Raw genomic sequence first — 17,876 nt, 5'->3', positions numbered from 1 at the left:
TAAACAGCTTTCTCAAAGATTCTTTGCTTATTCTACGGGTGTAAACTTTTTTAGTGAGATGTATCCACTAGTGAAACATATTCACTAGTGGAATTTTCACTTTAGCGTGCTTTTTTTTGTTTGGCAAGGAAAAAGCGTTTTACTTTGTTATTTGTATGGCGAACAGGTATGTTATGTTGCGTTAATAAATGAATAAATGCAGCTTTTCCTGTTTCTTCATCTTGCACTTCAAATTCAATTTCATAATCATCGTGATTGTAATAGAAACTATGATCAAAGACAAGCGTTCCGCCTTTAAATAATATTTCTGCTCTTTCTGTTGTTAAACTACCCATATATGTTAAAGCAGAAACAGGAATTTGTAATTTGTGTAATTGATCTACTACTGCTCCTTGAATGATTGTGTTTGTTTCCATCATCATTTTTGCTTCGTCTTCTGTTACGACTTGATGCGTTTCTAATAAACCGATTTCTGCAGGTTGTTTCAACGTTAACGTATAAGTTTCTCCTTTATGACGAATACGAAGTGCAGAGCCAGCTTCTTTTAACGAGAAGTCAGGTGTTTCAAAGTAGTGATTCACTTGTTTTGTAAATGCTTCAATAGAAAACGATTTACATAATGTATCGAATTCTTCTTTTGTAACGATATTTTTGAATTCAATTTCAATTTCTTGTGTCATTGTATAATCTCCTTTTGAAAAATAATTCTTTACACATTATCGCTTTTTCATAAATTTGGTTCAATGTTTTATTTGTTTGCGTCCATGTTATGATACAATAATACTGTTAAGTAAGACAGGAAGTTGAGATGGAGGAGTTAGAGCATGCAAAATAAAATCCAAGTTAAGAGCGTAGAAAAGAGAGAGAATGCTCTTATTTTTTGTGCGGAAAATAGTGAAATAGAGGTAAAGGAGTTAAGTGCGCGTAATCACGTACTTGTAGACTCAGACAATTTATCATTTTTATATATCTTAGAAAATGAATCATCTTTCATTTATGTAAGTATTCCGCACACATGCTGGGAAGCAATGCATGAAGCGATGAATAACGATGTGGTTATGTTCGTTCGCGTGAATGACATTGAAATGGAATTAGAAGGATTAAAAGAAGAAGTAGAATATTTAGTTGAAAATATTGAAGGTAATGCAAATTACGGAGAAGAATTAGTAACTGCTGTAGAAAAAGTATTTCTATAAGCAAATGGATTGATTTTGGTGGTGGTTGAAATGAATCGAAATTGGGAAGAATTTTTAGCACCTTACCACCAAGCGGTGGCAGAGCTAAAAGTGAAACTAAAAGGAATGCGTACTCAATTTGCAATGTTAACAGAGCATTCTCCAATTGAGTTTGTAACAGGAAGGGTAAAGTCGGTTGCAAGTATTATTGATAAAGCGGAGAAGAGAAATGTACCGCTAGACCGATTGAGAGAAGATATGCAGGATATTGCTGGGCTTAGAATGATGTGTCAATTTGTTGATGAGATTAAGCCTGTTGTAGAATATCTTCGAAAACGAAATGACTTTGAAATCGTGGAAGAACGTGATTATGTCACGCAAAAGAAAGATAGCGGTTATCGTTCTTATCATGTTGTCATTAGTTATCCTGTTCAAACGATTCAAGGTGAACAAAAAGTATTGGTAGAAATCCAAATACGCACGCTAGCAATGAACTTTTGGGCAACAATTGAGCATTCTTTAAATTATAAATATAGTGGACGTTTTCCTGAAGATATTAAAATACGATTGCAACGTGCAGCTGAAGCGGCGTTTTTATTAGATGAAGAAATGTCTTCTATTCGTCTTGAAATTCAAGAAGCGCAAAAGGCTTTTTCAAGAAAGCAAGAAACGAAAGATTCCGAATCATAAACTAAAGGGTGTTGGGCGATGAAATTTACAATTATGTCAAAGGGAGATCAATCATCAGATACACTGGCAAGCACGATGAAAGAGTACTTGCTAGATTTTGGATTTATAATGGATGAAAAGGAACCCGATATTGTAATTTCTGTTGGGGGAGATGGAACGCTTTTATATGCGTTTCATCGTTATTATAATCGATTGGATGAAACAGCATTTGTTGGTGTACATACAGGACATCTAGGTTTCTATGCAGATTGGTTACCAACAGAAGTAGAGAAATTAGTAATTGCGATTGCGAAAACACCATTCCAAGTGGTGGAATATCCGCTTTTAGAAGTTATTATTCGCTATGTGAATGGAAGTAAAGAGTCACAGTATTTAGCGATGAATGAGGCGACTGTAAAAAGTGCAGAAGGTACATTAGTAACAGAAGTAGAAATACGCGGAGAATATTTTGAAACATTCCGCGGAGATGGCCTTTGTATCTCTACTCCTTCAGGAAGTACCGCGTATAATAAAGCGCTTGGCGGAGCAATTATTCACCCATCTATTGAAGCGATTCAAATTGCAGAAATGGCGTCCATTAACAATCGTGTATTTCGTACTGTAGGATCGCCACTCGTATTGCCGAAGCATCATACATGTGTGTTAAAGCCAGCTGCAGGAATGAACTTACAAATTACAGTGGATCATTTAACGATGGTTCATCAAGATGTGAAATCAATCCAGTATCGCGTCGCAAACGAGAAAGTACGATTTGTTCGTTTCCGCCCATTCCCGTTCTGGAAACGAGTTCGTGACTCGTTTGTTGCAGATAAATAGAAAGGGTTATATATTTGAACAGATTTACATTGAAATGGGATATAGGGCCGGCTGAAGAGGGAACTTTAGTTAGGGAATTTTTGAAAACGAAAGGTATTTCTAAAGCCGCTTTAACGGATATAAAGTTTCATGGCGGAGCAATTGAAGTAAATGGTCAACATGCGAGTGTTCGTCATCAGTTGCGTGCTGGTGAAGAATTACGTGTCTTTTTTCCAGTGGAGGAAAGAAGTGAAGGGATGATGGCAGAAGATATTCCTTTATGCATTATATATGAAGATGACGCGGTTCTTATCATTAATAAAGAGGCGAATATGTCAACGATTCCGTCTAGAGAACATCCGGCAGGAAGTGTTGCCAATGCGCTGTTATCTCATTATGATAAGCAGCATCTTGCAAGTACAGTGCACATCGTAACACGTTTAGATCGTGATACTTCGGGGCTTATGCTTATTGCAAAAAATCGTTTCGTGCATCATCTTTTATCGAAGCAGCATCAACAAAAAGCTGTGAAACGAACGTATGAAGCAATTGTTCACGGAAAGATTGTAGAACGAGAAGGAATGATTGATGCACCAATTGGTCGAAAATCTGATAGCATTATTGAGCGAATGGTTTGTGAGGATGGACAAAGGGCAGTTACTCATTTTAAAGTAATTGATAGTACATATCATAAGACACATGTAGCGCTTGAGCTTGAGACAGGAAGAACGCATCAAATTCGTGTGCATATGGCTTATATAGGACATCCATTACTTGGTGATAGCTTATATGGAGGGAGAAGGGATGAAATGAAACGGCAAGCACTTCATAGTAAATCTTTGACGTTTTATCATCCTATTTTAGAGAAAGAGATGTCTTTCACTATAAAGCTTCCAAGCGATATGCAAGAAGTGTTGCGGCATACTTAAAAAGGGAACAAAATTCTTATATTATAAAGAATTTTGTTCCCTTTTTTCTTAGCGGAATAATATTAAAATTTGGTTTTCACCCGTACGCTTTATAACGAAAAATCCATTTTCGGCTTTTGTAGCAATGCCATTGTCATTTGGAAGACAAAATCCATGTGCTTCGCAAGTGCCGTCATCACGTACTAACATTTGTCCAATTAATCCGACAGGAAGCCACTCGGCGCGATCTTTTCTTGCTACATATTTGCGAGTTGGATCCCATTCTGTATTTAAAAGAGGTTGTATTTCTTCGGTTTCCGTCCATACATATTCGCGTTTTCCAAAGTTATCTGTTTTATAACGTTTTTCCCAACTTAAAGCCCCGCTATTTCCTATAAGGGCAGGGGTTGCGCTAGATATTCCTAAAATGAACGAGTCGTGTGAAGTAGCTATCCGAATTTTTTCTTCGCTACTAAATGTAACGAAATAACCGACATCAATAGGTTTATGATCTTCGGTTTCAAACATTTGTGCAAAATCCGTTCCACTTGCATTGTAAGACGCACCCTCAATGTACATTTCTCCATTATGGGCAAGCCATTTAGCCCCGATATTATGGTCGGTGTCGCTTACACCATTTGCAATAAACCAAGAATAAGCTTCTTCTGCAGTGCCGAAGCGCCCCATAATATGGCTACCTGCAAAATGAGCTGTTGATGTATGATGACCTTCCGCATGAGAAGAGGATCCGTTAGCGATAGTTGCGGTTCCTTCTGCGTGTGCTGCTTCGCCTAAAGCAATCGTCTGTTTACCCTCTGCATGAGAATAAGCTCCGCCTGCTGTCGTTTCACTTCCCTCACTATGCGAACTATGTCCAGTTGCTTTTGAGTTTGATCCCTCTGCATGAGAGAAAGAACCTTTTGCGTGTGTTAATAAGCCTTCCGCATGTGCTGCCATGCCCTCCGCATGAGAGTGAAGCCCTTCCGCATATGCATATCGGCCGCCCCTTTTAACTTTTGTATTTTCAGGTGTAGGTGTCTCAATTATGAGTGGTTTTTCAGTTTGTATATCATTCGATGAAGCCAATGCCTCTTTTATTTTTTTTACTTTGTTTATAATAGCAGCTGGAATTTCTGGTTTCACTTTTTTATTTATTGCTACAGAAATATTTTCTTCCGTCTTTTCTTCTGTTTGATTAGAATGTATTACCTGTTCATCTTGATTTGAGAGCTGTTTATTTTTTTGTTGCATCTTTATTTTTCTGCGATCGATTATGCGGCTCATCACAGCATTTTCTAAAGAGACATATGTTGGTTTTACTTTGCTTTTTTTTGATGACTCTTGTTCTTCCAGTTCTTCTATCGCTGCAGCCCGAATACTACACCAGTTGTTAATTCCGTACATGGGCAGATATAAAGGGGGAAATTTTCTTTTTTGTTTAGAAGATTTTTTCTTCATTCTGTCACCTCCTGCGACATTATATGTAGTGTAATTAAAAAAAGATGCACTTTATTGCATCTTTTTTTAATTACTTTACCTAGTTTTATATGAGATCTGCCTAAATAATACGGTAATCTTTCGCTAAGTAAGGTAGTTATGAAATTGGACGGAATTTCTCAGCGACAAAAGGTAAAGAAGAAGGAACAGAGATAGTCTCCATTTCAGGATAACGTAATCCGGTTAATTTGCCACCAAATACAGCACCAGTATCAATATTGACTGTCTGATTGACGAATCGAGGTTCTGCTACTGGTGTATGTCCATATACAATCCAAGCTTGCCCCTTGTACTCTTGCGCCCAATCGCGACGGACAGGTGAGCCATCGGCATGCTTTTCTCCTGTAATATCGCCATATAATACAAAGGTTTGTACTTTTTTATCTCGTCTTCCTATGTAATCTTGCCGAATCCCAGCGTGACATACGATTACTCTTTTTTCATCTAGTATGTGGTAGAGCGGTGATTGTTCATAAAGAGTGATAAACTTTTCTTTTATAATGTTTTGCTTATGAGAAGGGAGTGCCTCATATTCAGCAACAGTTGTTTCAAGTCCGTGAGCGACTGTTACATTACGCCCAAGGAAAAATCGATATAGTTTATTACAGTGATTTCCAGGAGCGTAATAAGCTTCTTTTTTATGTATGACAAGTTCCCATACAATTTCAATCATACGTAATGAATGAGGACCACGGTCTGTAATATCGCCAACGAATGCAAGTTTACGTTGGTCAGGGTGAACCGGTAGACCGCTACTCCAGTTATATCCTAGCTGCTCTGTTAAATTTTGAAACTCTTGGAAGCATCCATGAATATCTCCTATAATGTCATATTTCATATTTAAACCTCCATCGTATTTTTCATTAGTATATCTAAAAAAGGATAGAGATAAAAATATAGCGTTTTTGTGTTGTTCATTTAAACATAAAGATTTTCGTTCTTGAGCGAACATTTAAAATGAATCCAATCGCAATCATGTATGTAAGCAGTGAACTTCCTCCGTAACTCATAAGAGGTAATGTTATCCCTGTAATGGGAAGTAATCCGATTGTCATCCCGATATTTTGGAATACTTGGAAAGTAAACATTCCGATTGTACCAGCGCAAATGTAACTACCGAAAGGGTCATTACTTTCTAAAGCAATATGAATCATTCGAAAAATGAGTAAGAAAAAAAGAGAAATAATGACACTTGCGCCTAGAAAGCCAAATTGTTCAGCGACATTAGTGAAAATAAAATCTGTATGTGGTTCTGGAAAATATACTTGTCCATTTTCCCACCCTTTTCCTTGCATTTCTCCGGATCCAGTCGCTAAGAATGCTTGTCTTAATTGATAGCCTTGTGCATCATATTTGTAAGGTGCTAACCATCCGTAGAAGCGATTTAATTGATACTCTTTTAAAATGTGTGCTTTAAAGAAATCTGTGTGAGTAAAAAAAATATATATTAATGTAGATCCAGCAACGAAAGTACCTGAAACTAATCCAAAAATAAAACGCCATCGTATGCCAGAAACTAGTATCATTGCTGCAAGCATCGCTGAAATGACCATTGTGTTTCCTAAATCTGGTTCTTTTGCAATAAGTAGTAGTGGTGGCAAGCTTGTCGCAAATATTTTTCCAAGTAGTAAAAAATCGTCATGTATCGTTTGGGAAAAATATTTCTCATTATGATTTGCTATAATTCGTCCAATGACGATAATTAAAAACAATTTCATAATTTCAGAAGGCTGAAAATTTCCGATGCCTGGGAGCCTGTACCAAGCGGTAGCGCCTTTAATTGTAACGGCACCTGGTACTTGAAGTTCTAGTCCAATAAGTAGTACCATTGCAAAGCTGTACAAATACCAAGCAATTTTTTGATAACGATCGAAGTCGATAATCATAATAACACCAATGGCTATAAATCCAATGAAATACCATTGGATTTGCTTTAGTACAAAATTGACGTTTTGTAAAAATGGCGGTAAAGAGGCTTGCGCACTTGCAATAGCACAACAACTAACAATCCCAATGGCAAATAAAATAAATAGTAATACGTAGTCTATTTGATATTGAGAATTTGGATCTTTCAATGTAGGTATTCCTTTCTACTGCTCTTTATAGTAATGGATTTTATCCCGCATTAATGGGCAGTAAGACCCCCACCTCAAAATTCAGCGAAAGCGAAGAAGTTAGGTGGGGGATCAACTGCCCGTAAAAGCCCGATTGGTGAGAGCTGATTAAAGTTTCACTTTATAGTATGAGAAAGAATGTATGAACTATACGAATGATTCACATATAGTCCATACACTTTTAATTTTGCAGAGTAGTTTAATTGTTTAGCTCTTTAATAATTATATCCAAACAATGAGAGAGACGTACATGTGCGTCAGGAAAAATATCTAGTTGATGAAGATAGTATTTTAAGGAACTTTTACACCATTGGTAAGCACTAAGTAGAGCTGCTCTATAGTCCGTAGTATTTTGTAAAAAGCCATATTCTTTTGCTGTTATAACAAGGTGTGTGAAATCTTCACAACCTTGAAGGAGCTTATTGTGTATTTGTTGTCCAGCATGGTAGCGAAATTGACTTAAAGGCTCAGAAATGTATATTGCATTTCCTTTAGAAAGTAAAGAAATCCATGAGGCCATATCAACACTACAAGAATATTGTCGCTCTTTAAGGGTGCCAAAAGGTTCAGTGAGCAATTCCTTTCGGAACAAAGTAGTTGTAGGCTCACCGATAATGTTGTGTCCGCCCTTTAACATCCAATTACCTAAAAATATCCCGTTTAATGGGGTGTCTTCACTATATAACCTTTGTGTTGGATGGGAATCACCTATTAGATTTCCATGATCATCAATGCGTACTCGATAAGAAGTAACAAGAGCAAGATTTTTATTGGGATCTTGCTCAAAATAGGTCATCATTTTTTGTATTTTATGCTTATAAAACACGTCATCGTCCATTAAAAAATTTATATACTCACCATTTGATTTTTCTATGAGCATAAGGTCATTGTGAAATTGTCCTAGAGTAGGGGTATTTCGAATGTATGTTATATTTTTATAATTTGGTAAGTATTGTTCGCGTATTAAAGTTGCTGTTTCATCATTTGTACTATCATCTCCGATGATGATTTCAATATTTGAATAAGTTTGTGCCAATGCACTTTCTAGAGCAATTTTGAAATAATGAGGCCGATTATAAGTAGGAATAAGGATGGAAACGAGAGGTGGATTTTTTTCATTCATCATACATAACTTCCTTTCAGAAGCTTTTTTTTGTAAGAACAATATCTTGGTAACTTGTATATTCATGTCTGCCGCACCATAAACCGTAATGCGGCTTATTGATTATTTCTAGGCCGTACTTATTCAATAGATTGCAAATATCTGTCTCAGGATAAGCAACTGCGAAATTCGGAATATCTTTATTTACAACGTAGCAATTTTCGATTCGATGATAAAAACCTAATGTACTTTGTCCTGCATTTAAATAATAGGACGATTCAGGGTTTATAAGAAAGAATGTAATGAAACATCTCCCGTCTTTTTTTAATACACGTACAATTTCAGATACGTAATGTTCTAATTCTTTTGGGAGAAGATGTGTAAATACAGAAGTTAAAAAGATAAAATCGAATGTTCCGTCTTCATAGGGAAAACGATATTGAGAGGCATCTTCTTTTCCTTCCGGATTATAGAATTGATTGTATATGTCAACATGTTCAAAGTGAAAATTATTACGCATAGTTGAAATGTTATTTTGACACCAAGTAATTCCATATTTAAACAAATCAAATCCATAATACGCTCCATCATCATTTAAGTAATTCATTAATGGTACAGCCATTCGGCCGACACCGCAGCCTACATCTAATACTTTTTCATTTGATTTTAAAGCACCAATTTGAATAAAATGCTTTAGGAACTCTTTTCCAACCTTTTTGAAGTCGCCACCTACATATTGGACGAGTTCAGGAGGGGGGAGTAAAGTCATTTCTTTGTTAAGTTCACTCATGAGTATACCCCTTTCTTGTATGAGAAGATGCAGTAAATCTATTAATAAAATTTTCAATTTGTAGTGAGAGAATACAGGAAAACAATTGTTATATGTAAGGAGATTCCGAAAAAGAATACTTAATTGGATTAGAAGTGAGAGAAGAATGAGTGAAAATGGAATCTCCTATAGATTAAATCTTTTTTTATTCTTTTCTCCAATAAACGCCAAATACATCAATTTTAGTAATAGGGGCTTTTAAATTTCGTTGGTTTCTAAAGTCTGTCACAGCCTCAGCGCATGGCGGTAGCCCGTAGTCATCGATAATTATATAGCCACCTTTAGAAACTTTATCATATAAGTTCACGAGACCATCCATTGTGGATTCGTACATATCACCATCAAGCCGTGCAATTGCTATTTTTTCAATTGGTGCTGTTGGTAAAGTATCTTTAAACCAACCTTTTAAAAATTTCACTTGATCATTTAGTAAATCATATTTTTTGAAATTCTCTTGTACTTGTTCTAAAGAGACTCGTAAGTAATCGAATGTGTGTAAATAATCACCGTAATCTTTTGGATATTGTTCTAGATTCGGTGCTGGCAAACCTTCAAATGAATCTGCAACCCACACATTACGATCCGTAATGTTGTTTGCTTGTAAAAAACCATTCATAAAAATGCATGATCCTCCGCGCCATACACCTGTTTCAATAAAATCACCTTCTATATTTTCACGAACAACGGTTTCCATCGCCTCTTGTAATTGGTTCATACGTTCTCGACCAATCATGCTATGTGCTGCTCTTGGCCAATCCATTCCATCATGACGTTCACTTTTAGAAACATTTGGTTTTACAATTTTTAAGTTATGGTTTTCAGCATATTGCTTAATGAATAAAGGGAGGGGGACTGTAACTGGTTCGAATTCTAGTTCTTTTGAAATATGTAGAGATGCGGGTAAGTATGCCTCATATTCTAACCATATTTCAAATAAAATGGTCTTCTTTAGCAATTCGAGATAAAGCTGAACAGCAGATTTACTTTCCATATTTGTGCCTCCTGCAAAATGTCATACAACAATATGATTATGTAGATAGCGAATGTTTCATGATTGAATTTGAAATTGAAAAAGCAGTAAAACTGATATCAGTTTTACTGCTAAGTAAAAAATTAAGCGATTTTTTCAATAATAATAGATGCATTTGTACCAAGAGCTAATGATAGCCCAAGTCCTGTAACGATTACTTCAACTAATGATGGAGTTGTCGTAATTTGCGTAATTGCTTGAACAACGATAGGTGCTCCAACTGAGATTAAAGTAGCCCCAGTACCTGGTACAGATACCCCATTTACTTGGATTGTAAGCCCCCCTAATACACTTATTGCCGCAGTATATACGATAACAGTGATTTTATAGAATCCAGTTTCAGCAATAACGAAAGTATCAGCATCTAATTGAGAAATTGCTGTACCAAACTGAGATCCAACAGTATTAAATGGTACTGGAGCATTTAGTCCAAGGTCTAAAGAAATTCCAGCGGAGTTAAATGCATACAATCCTGCTGGAAGTCCTAGTCCGGATGGTCCAGTCGGTCCAGTCGGTCCAGTAGCCCCAGTCGGTCCAGTCGGTCCAGTAGCTCCAGTGTCACCAGTCGGCCCTGTAGGTCCAGTAGCCCCAGTGTCACCAGTCGGCCCCGTAGGTCCAGTAGCCCCAGTGTCACCAGTCGGCCCCGTAGGTCCAGTAGCCCCAGTGTCACCAGTCGGCCCCGTAGGTCCAGTAGTCCCAGTGCCACCAGTCGGTCCAGTCGGCCCTGTAGGTCCAGTCGGCCCCGTAGGTCCAGTTGGCCCTGTAGGTCCAGTCGGCCCCGTAGGTCCAGTCGGCCCGGTCGGCCCAGTCGGAAGGGTAAACGGTGGTATCGGTGGTAATGTAGGTCCTACAAGATTAGGGTCAAATGCACTAGCTGATAAAGATTCATCGGGATTTAATCCATTTGAATAATTATTATTTGACATAAATTCACCTCCATAAAGCGTTCATTATATAGTAGATGCAAAACCGAAAGAAAATGACACGGACATTTGAATTATTGAAAAGAAATCTTAAACTACTTGAACAATTTAAAAAAATGGAAAGTTTAGTATATGTATAACATATGATTGATTTGGAAGAGGGTGATTATGTTGAACAAGCAAGGAATTACAATTAGTTTATGTATGATTGTTCGAGATGAGGAGGAGACAATAGCCCGTTGTTTAGAAACAGTTGAAAAAATTGTGGATGAAATTATAGTAGTTGATACAGGTTCCGTCGATCGAACGAAAGAAATCGTAGAGAAATACACTTCTAACATATATGATTTCCAGTGGATTGATGATTTTGCAGCAGCAAGAAATTTTTCTTTTTCAAAAGCGACGCAAGAGTATATATTGTGGCTAGATGCAGATGATGTCTTATTAGAAGATGCTCAAGAAGCATTGAAACTTTTAAAAAGAGAATTAGATCCTAAAATTGATGCTGTTTCGATGCCTTATCATCTTGCAATGGATTCTAACGGGAAACCTTTATATTGTACAAAAAGAAATCGACTTGTAAAGCGTGAAAAACAATTTCAATGGTTTGGAAAGGTTCATGAGTATTTAGCTATTTCTGGTGAGGTTTTTAGTAGTAATGTTGCTATTACACATAAAAAAGAAAAAAAAGTAACAAATCGTAATTTGAAAATTTTTCAAAATACTGTAGCGGCAGGTGAAGAATTAAGTCCGAGAGATTTATTTTATTACGCAAATGAATCTACGGATAACCAAAAATATGATGATGCAGTTCTTCTATATGAAACATTTCTTAATCAAGACGAAGGATGGTATGAAGAGAAAATTTATGCATGTGGTAAGTTAGGAGATTGCTATGCAAAGCTCGGAATGTGGGAGAAGGCAATCGAATCTTGTGTGAAGTCGTTTCGGTATGACGTCCCTAGAGGAGAGAATTGTACAAGAATAGGATATATATATATGGAACAAGAAAAATATAATGAAGCGATATTTTGGTTTAAACTTGCTACGGAAGTACCAATGGCAACGGAAAGTCCTTTCCATAGTCCAGCTAGCTACACATGGCTACCCTATTTACAAATGTGTATTTGTTATAGCAGGTTAGGGGAGCAGGATAAAGCGTATTATTACAATGAATTAGCAGCTTCTTATGTTCCGAATAATGCTGCAATTGAATATAACCGTAAATATTTTCGGGGAGTTTTTGATAAACCATATAAAGTGTAATAGGTTTCGTTTTTTAGAAATGATTTATCGCTATTCTAACTCTAATAGATTGGTTATATATTAGAGTATCAGTAACGTAACCAATATAAATAAAAGATTTTATACTGCTATTTGCGGGCTAATAATCATTGGGGGATGAACAAAATCTGCACTTTATAGAATTCATATGAGATTTATATTTCTAATTCAATTTGCATAAGGAGTGTGTGAAATGAATCGCGAAAAAAGTTCTTTATATGAAGAAAAATCCGAGCATTATTATAATGCAGCGAATCCGAATTTATTAAAGCATATAAAAAAGGAATGGAAAGAAGTTCTTGATATTGGTTGTTCGAGCGGTGCATTGGGAGCAGCTATTAAAGAAAACGGTACACGTGTATCAGGAATAGAGGCATTTCCAGAGGCGGCAGAAAAAGCGAAGGAAAGACTAGATCATGTTATTTTAGGGGATATAGAAAAAATAGATCTTCCTTATGAGGAGGGGCAATTTGATTGCGTCCTATTTGGGGATGTATTAGAGCATTTATTTGATCCGTGGGCTGTGATTGAAAAGGTTAAGCCATATATAAAGCAAAATGGTGTGATTTTAGCAAGTATACCAAACGTTGCTCATATTTCAGTATTAGCTCCCTTGCTTGCTGGAAATTGGACGTATACAGAATATGGTTTATTAGATAAAACACATATTCGTTTCTTTACATTCAATGAAATGCTAAGAATGTTTTTAAAAGCAGGATATTCAATTAGTAAAGTAGATCGTGTATATGTTGATCATAAAATGTATGAGCCGCTTATTGAGGAGTTATATGGAATTTGTAAAAAATATCGTCTTGGAAGTGGCTTCATGGCTGAGACAGTTGTATTTCAGTATATTATTGAAGCTGAAAAATCACAATTATGAGTGCTGCAGACAAAACAATATTATTTGTTACATGTATAAATGATCGGAAATTGTATGCAAACTGCGTTCGACATATATTGCAATTGTTAGTACCGCCAGGGTATATTGTACAATTTATGCCGATTCGAAATGCGAAAAGTATGACGAGTGGATACAATCAAGCCATTTCGCATCCAGCGAAGTATAAAGTGTATTTACATCAAGATGTTTTTATTATAAATAGGGCTTTTTTATACGGATTACTTCAATTATTTGAGGAACATGAACACCTTGGTATGATTGGGATGGTTGGAGCGCAATATGTTCCTCCGACTGGTGTATGGAACGAAGGGCGTGGAATTGTAGGAAAGGTCATTGGTTATATGAATGATTTGTTTTATATGGCAAGTTTAGAACAACCGTATCATGAATCAAAAACATTTATTCCTGTAGAATGTATTGATGGTTTATTAATGGCCACACAATATGATGTTCCGTGGCGAGAAGACTTATTTGACGGATTTGATTTTTATGATGTATCTCAATCATTTGAATTTAGGAAAGCAGGATATACAGTTGGTGTACCTGTACAGCGCGATGCTTGGTGTATCCATTATCATTTTGATGTGAATATGACGAACTATGAAAAGTATCGGAAAATATTTGTGGAACAATATATGTCAGATGTAAATAAGGAAGAATAAAAGGGGGGACAAAAATGAAAGATCATACAATATTAGTCGTTGTTTGTGTAAATAATGAGGAGCTTTTCAAACAATGTGAGAGCCAAATAAGAAACATTTTTGTTCCCCCAGGTTATGTCGTGCAAATTTTTCCGATACGAGATGCACAAAGTATGGCAAGTGCATACAACCGAGCCCTTTCATATCCAGCGAAATACAAAGTGTATATACATCAAGATACATATCTTATTAATCGAGACATGTTTTCTACACTTATATCTCTTTTTAAAGAAAATGAAAAGCTTGGTTTAATAGGAGTCGCTGGGGCTCAGTTTTTACCGAATAACGGGATATGGTGGGAAGGAAAAAATTTAGTAGGGAAAGTGATTGAGTATAGAAGATGGAATTATCAATTATTAAATTTAGATCAGGTTTTTTATGGTAATCAACCATTTTTGTCAGTTCAGGCAATTGATGGCTTATTCATGGCAACGCAGTATGATATTCCGTGGCGAGAAGATTTGTTTCAAGGGTTTCACTTTTATGATGTGTCACAGTCTTTAGAGTTTCAAAGGGCTGGTTATTTAATCGGTATCCCAAATCAAGCAAATTTATGGTGTATTCATTACAACGGGGATGAGTTTGATGCGGATACATATGAGAAGTACCGGAAAGTGTTTGTAGAACATTACAAAGATATATTATCTCCATCATAAAGGAGAGATGCAAAGTGAAAGGAATTATTTTAGCAGGTGGTACTGGATCGAGATTATATCCAATAACGAAAGTAACGAATAAACATTTACTTCCTGTTGGTCGGTATCCGATGATTTATCATGCGGTATATAAGCTAAAACAATGCGATATTACAGATATTATGATTATTACGGGTAAAGAGCATATGGGGGATGTTGTTAGCTTTTTAGGGAGTGGTCATGAATTTGGAGTGTCCTTTACGTATCGTGTGCAAGATAAAGCGGGCGGGATCGCACAGGCGTTAGGGCTTTGTGAAGATTTCGTCGGGAATGATCGTATGGTAGTTATATTAGGGGATAATATTTTTTCAGATGATATTCTTCCGTATGTTGAAGAGTTTGCAAATCAAAAAGAAGGTGCGAAAGTGCTATTGCAATCTGTAGAAGATCCCGAAAGATTTGGCGTAGCACATATTCAAAACCGAAAAATAGTTGAAATTGAAGAAAAGCCGAAAGAGCCGAAAAGTTCTTATGCGGTTACGGGAATTTATTTGTATGATTCGAAAGTCTTTTCTTATATTAAAGAATTAAAACCTTCTGCACGGGGAGAACTTGAAATTACAGATATAAATAATTGGTATTTAAAACGAGGGGTACTTACTTATAATGAAATGAACGGCTGGTGGACTGATGCGGGAACTCATGCTTCGCTTCAAAAGGCGAATACGTTAGCGCGTGATATTAATTTTGGGAAACAGTTTAACGGAGAATAGGTGAGAATATGAAAGTTGTAGAAACAAATTTTACCGATGCAAAATTGTTAGAACCGAGGTTGTTTGGAGACGAGCGTGGCTTTTTTTCAGAGAGTTATAATAAGCAGGTGCTAGAAACATTAGGGATAACGTATTCATTTGTACAGGATAACGTATCTTATTCGGCTAAGGCAGGAACGATTCGGGGACTACACTTTCAAAAAAAACCGAAAGCACAAACGAAACTCATTCAAGTTATGCAAGGGGCAATTTATGATGTTATCGTTGATTTACGAAAAAAATCACCAACATTTAAACAATGGAAAGGATATATTTTAAGTGCAGATAACCATCGGCAATTACTAGTGCCAAAAGGGTTTGCGCATGGATTTTGCACGCTTGTTCCGCATACTATCGTTATGTATAAAGTAGATGAATATTATAGCGCAGAGCATGACTCAGGATTACTTTGGGAAGATAAAGATTTAGCAATTCCTTGGCCAGTAACCGATCCTATATTGTCCGATAAGGATCAGATATTACCATTATTAGAGGAATATGAAGATAGTTTTTAAGTAGGAGCGTTGTTTATGAATATATTAGTAACAGGTGGGGCTGGATTTATTGGAAGTAATTTCGTTCATTACATGCTACAAAGTTATGAAACGTATAAAATTATTAATTACGATGCATTAACATATAGCGGGAATTTAAATAACGTAAAATCTCTTCAGGATCACCCGAATTACTCTTTTGTAAAGGGAGAAATTCAAAATGGAGAGCTATTAGAACACGTTATAAAAGAGCGGGATGTACAAGTGATTGTAAATTTTGCAGCTGAATCACATGTGGACCGTAGTATTGAAAATCCGATTCCTTTTTATGATACAAATGTAATTGGGACGGTCACTTTATTAGAACTAGTTAAAAAATATTCGCATATAAAACTTGTGCAAGTATCAACGGATGAAGTGTATGGCTCTTTAGGAAAAACAGGGAAGTTCACAGAGAAAACGCCGTTAGCTCCAAATAGTCCATATTCTTCAAGTAAGGCGAGCGCGGACATGATAGCTCTATCTTACTATAAAACATATCAATTACCGGTTATAGTAACGCGTTGTTCTAACAATTATGGGCCGTACCAGTATCCCGAAAAATTAATTCCGTTAATGGTTACGAATGCACTGGAAGGAAAAAAACTACCGTTATATGGTGATGGTTTAAATGTAAGAGATTGGTTACATGTAACGGATCATTGCAGTGCGATTGACGTTGTTTTGCATAAGGGACGTGTAGGAGAAGTATATAATATAGGTGGAAATAATGAAAAAACAAATGTAGAAGTTGTGGAACAAATTATTACTCTTTTAGGAAAAACAAAAAAAGACATTGAATATGTTACAGATCGTTTAGGGCACGATCGTCGTTATGCGATTGATGCAGAGAAAATGAAGAATGAATTTGATTGGGAACCGAAATATACGTTTGAACAAGGATTACAAGAGACGGTGAAATGGTATGAAAAGAATAAGGAATGGTGGAAACCACTAAAAGACCAGTAAGGGGCATGTTAAATGAAAGAGAGGGTTATCATAACAGGAGCAAACGGTCAATTAGGAAAGCAACTATTTGAAGAGTTAGACTCTGAAGAATATGATATATATCCATTTGATAAAAAGTTATTAGATGTGACAAATATATCCCGAATACAACAAGTGGTACAAGAAATAAAACCACATATAATTATTCATTGTGCTGCCTATACGAAAGTAGATCATGCGGAGAAAGAACAGGATCTTGCATATAGAATAAATGCAATCGGAGCTCGAAATGTAGCGGTTGCTTCACAATTAGTAGGGGCGAAGCTAGTTTATATTAGTACTGATTATGTATTTCAAGGCGCCAGACCAGATGGATACGACGAATTTCATAGTCCAGCGCCGATAAATATATATGGGGCCTCTAAGTATGCGGGGGAGCAGTTCGTCAAAGAGTTACATAATAAATATTTTATCGTTCGCACATCGTGGCTATATGGTAAATATGGGAATAATTTCGTGAAAACGATGATGCGATTAGGAAAAGAAAGAGATGAAATATCTGTTGTAGCGGATCAAGTTGGCTCTCCTACGTATGTGGCGGATTTGAATATGGTTATTAATAAGCTCATTCATACTTCTTTATACGGTACATACCACGTATCAAACAGAGGTTCATGCTCTTGGTTTGAATTTGCACAAAAGATATTTTCGTACGCCAATATGAAAGTGAATGTATTACCTGTTTCAACGGAAGAATTCGGGGCTGCGGCTGCGAGGCCCAAATATTCTATTTTTCAACATAACATGCTAAGATTAAATGGTTTTTCACAAATGCCGTCTTGGGAAGAAGGATTAGAGCGGTTTTTTATAGAAACCAAAAGTCATTAACAAATTTCTGTTAATGACTTTTTTGTTTGCCTTTAAGCGGTTTTATGGTACTATAATTATAGTATCAGGTACTAATAACAAGTATAAGTATTTCTGGGAGGATATATC

20 protein-coding genes are annotated in these 17,876 nt (G+C 36.3%); 12 read left to right on the top strand and 8 right to left on the bottom strand.

Going from position 1 to position 17,876, the window contains the following annotated elements:
* Positions 1-101 precede the first annotated feature (101 nt).
* Positions 102-680, bottom strand: a complete 579-nt coding sequence (locus ACUN13_RS09455; RefSeq protein WP_088345308.1) for a CYTH domain-containing protein — start codon at positions 678-680, stop codon at positions 102-104.
* 144 nt (positions 681-824) lie between these two features.
* On the opposite strand from ACUN13_RS09455, the gene ACUN13_RS09450 reads away from it, so the two are divergent.
* Genes ACUN13_RS09450 through ACUN13_RS09435 form a run of 4 tightly spaced genes read left to right on the top strand, consistent with a single transcriptional unit; the run spans position 825 to position 3,589 of the window.
* Positions 825-1,196 (top strand): UPF0738 family protein, encoded by a 372-nt coding sequence (locus tag ACUN13_RS09450; protein ID WP_001180003.1) that lies wholly within the window; start codon positions 825-827, stop codon positions 1,194-1,196.
* Between the two features lie 30 nt (positions 1,197-1,226).
* Positions 1,227-1,865, top strand: a complete 639-nt coding sequence (locus ACUN13_RS09445) for a GTP pyrophosphokinase (protein ID WP_001081482.1) — start codon at positions 1,227-1,229, stop codon at positions 1,863-1,865.
* Positions 1,866-1,883: 18 nt separating this feature from the next.
* Positions 1,884-2,681 carry an NAD kinase gene (locus ACUN13_RS09440; protein WP_000673190.1) on the top strand — a complete coding sequence of 266 codons (798 nt, stop codon included), beginning with the start codon at positions 1,884-1,886 and terminating at the stop codon, positions 2,679-2,681.
* A 14-nt stretch (positions 2,682-2,695) separates the two neighbouring features.
* The gene (locus ACUN13_RS09435) at positions 2,696-3,589 is read left to right on the top strand and encodes an RluA family pseudouridine synthase (RefSeq protein ID WP_001079135.1); all 894 of its coding nucleotides are present in this window, start codon (positions 2,696-2,698) and stop codon (positions 3,587-3,589) included.
* Positions 3,590-3,637: 48 nt separating this feature from the next.
* Here ACUN13_RS09435 and ACUN13_RS09430 read toward each other — a convergent pair whose 3' ends face one another.
* The 7 genes from ACUN13_RS09430 to ACUN13_RS09400 form a co-directional block, all read right to left on the bottom strand.
* Positions 3,638-5,026, bottom strand: coding sequence for a peptidase G2 autoproteolytic cleavage domain-containing protein (locus ACUN13_RS09430; protein ID WP_445423763.1), 1,389 nt, complete (start codon positions 5,024-5,026; stop codon positions 3,638-3,640).
* Positions 5,027-5,162: 136 nt separating this feature from the next.
* Positions 5,163-5,903, bottom strand: a complete 741-nt coding sequence (prpE, locus tag ACUN13_RS09425) for a bis(5'-nucleosyl)-tetraphosphatase PrpE (RefSeq protein ID WP_025690633.1) — start codon at positions 5,901-5,903, stop codon at positions 5,163-5,165.
* A 76-nt stretch (positions 5,904-5,979) separates the two neighbouring features.
* Complete coding sequence (locus ACUN13_RS09420; RefSeq protein ID WP_000654702.1) at positions 5,980-7,140, bottom strand: FtsW/RodA/SpoVE family cell cycle protein; 1,161 nt, start codon at positions 7,138-7,140, stop codon at positions 5,980-5,982.
* A gap of 238 nt (positions 7,141-7,378) precedes the next feature.
* Positions 7,379-8,305 carry a glycosyltransferase family 2 protein gene (locus ACUN13_RS09415; protein WP_000980807.1) on the bottom strand — a complete coding sequence of 309 codons (927 nt, stop codon included), beginning with the start codon at positions 8,303-8,305 and terminating at the stop codon, positions 7,379-7,381.
* A gap of 13 nt (positions 8,306-8,318) precedes the next feature.
* Positions 8,319-9,071, bottom strand: a complete 753-nt coding sequence (locus tag ACUN13_RS09410) for a class I SAM-dependent methyltransferase (protein WP_445423762.1) — start codon at positions 9,069-9,071, stop codon at positions 8,319-8,321.
* A gap of 184 nt (positions 9,072-9,255) precedes the next feature.
* The gene (locus ACUN13_RS09405) at positions 9,256-10,101 is read right to left on the bottom strand and encodes a TylF/MycF family methyltransferase (protein ID WP_000444381.1); all 846 of its coding nucleotides are present in this window, start codon (positions 10,099-10,101) and stop codon (positions 9,256-9,258) included.
* Between the two features lie 122 nt (positions 10,102-10,223).
* Positions 10,224-11,066 (bottom strand): BclA C-terminal domain-containing protein, encoded by an 843-nt coding sequence (locus ACUN13_RS09400; protein WP_445423761.1) that lies wholly within the window; start codon positions 11,064-11,066, stop codon positions 10,224-10,226.
* A 165-nt stretch (positions 11,067-11,231) separates the two neighbouring features.
* On the opposite strand from ACUN13_RS09400, the gene ACUN13_RS09395 reads away from it, so the two are divergent.
* The 8 genes from ACUN13_RS09395 (at position 11,232) to rfbD (ending at position 17,768) form a co-directional block, all read left to right on the top strand.
* On the top strand, positions 11,232-12,329 hold the full coding sequence (locus ACUN13_RS09395) for a glycosyltransferase (protein ID WP_000932913.1): 1,098 nt from the start codon (positions 11,232-11,234) through the stop codon (positions 12,327-12,329).
* A gap of 211 nt (positions 12,330-12,540) precedes the next feature.
* Positions 12,541-13,230, top strand: a complete 690-nt coding sequence (locus ACUN13_RS09390; RefSeq protein ID WP_001078432.1) for a class I SAM-dependent methyltransferase — start codon at positions 12,541-12,543, stop codon at positions 13,228-13,230.
* On the top strand, positions 13,227-13,913 hold the full coding sequence (locus ACUN13_RS09385; protein WP_001271185.1) for a glycosyltransferase family protein: 687 nt from the start codon (positions 13,227-13,229) through the stop codon (positions 13,911-13,913). Before ACUN13_RS09390 ends, ACUN13_RS09385 begins: the two co-directional genes overlap by 4 nt.
* Before the next feature lie 14 nt (positions 13,914-13,927).
* Positions 13,928-14,608 carry a glycosyltransferase family protein gene (locus ACUN13_RS09380; protein WP_000651528.1) on the top strand — a complete coding sequence of 227 codons (681 nt, stop codon included), beginning with the start codon at positions 13,928-13,930 and terminating at the stop codon, positions 14,606-14,608.
* Positions 14,609-14,622: 14 nt separating this feature from the next.
* Positions 14,623-15,360, top strand: coding sequence for a sugar phosphate nucleotidyltransferase (locus ACUN13_RS09375; protein ID WP_000676157.1), 738 nt, complete (start codon positions 14,623-14,625; stop codon positions 15,358-15,360).
* Between the two features lie 8 nt (positions 15,361-15,368).
* Entirely contained in the window at positions 15,369-15,914 is a 546-nt protein-coding gene (rfbC, locus tag ACUN13_RS09370; protein ID WP_000869415.1) for a dTDP-4-dehydrorhamnose 3,5-epimerase, read from the top strand.
* A 15-nt stretch (positions 15,915-15,929) separates the two neighbouring features.
* Positions 15,930-16,901, top strand: coding sequence for a dTDP-glucose 4,6-dehydratase (gene rfbB / locus ACUN13_RS09365; protein WP_001024171.1), 972 nt, complete (start codon positions 15,930-15,932; stop codon positions 16,899-16,901).
* 12 nt (positions 16,902-16,913) lie between these two features.
* Positions 16,914-17,768 carry a dTDP-4-dehydrorhamnose reductase gene (gene rfbD, locus ACUN13_RS09360; protein WP_000664653.1) on the top strand — a complete coding sequence of 285 codons (855 nt, stop codon included), beginning with the start codon at positions 16,914-16,916 and terminating at the stop codon, positions 17,766-17,768.
* Positions 17,769-17,876: the final 108 nt, after the last annotated feature.

Source organism: Bacillus cereus group sp. Bce041, assembly GCF_052646455.1.
The sequence above is the reverse complement of the archived record's forward strand: the minus strand, read 5'-3'. Positions and strand labels throughout refer to the sequence as shown.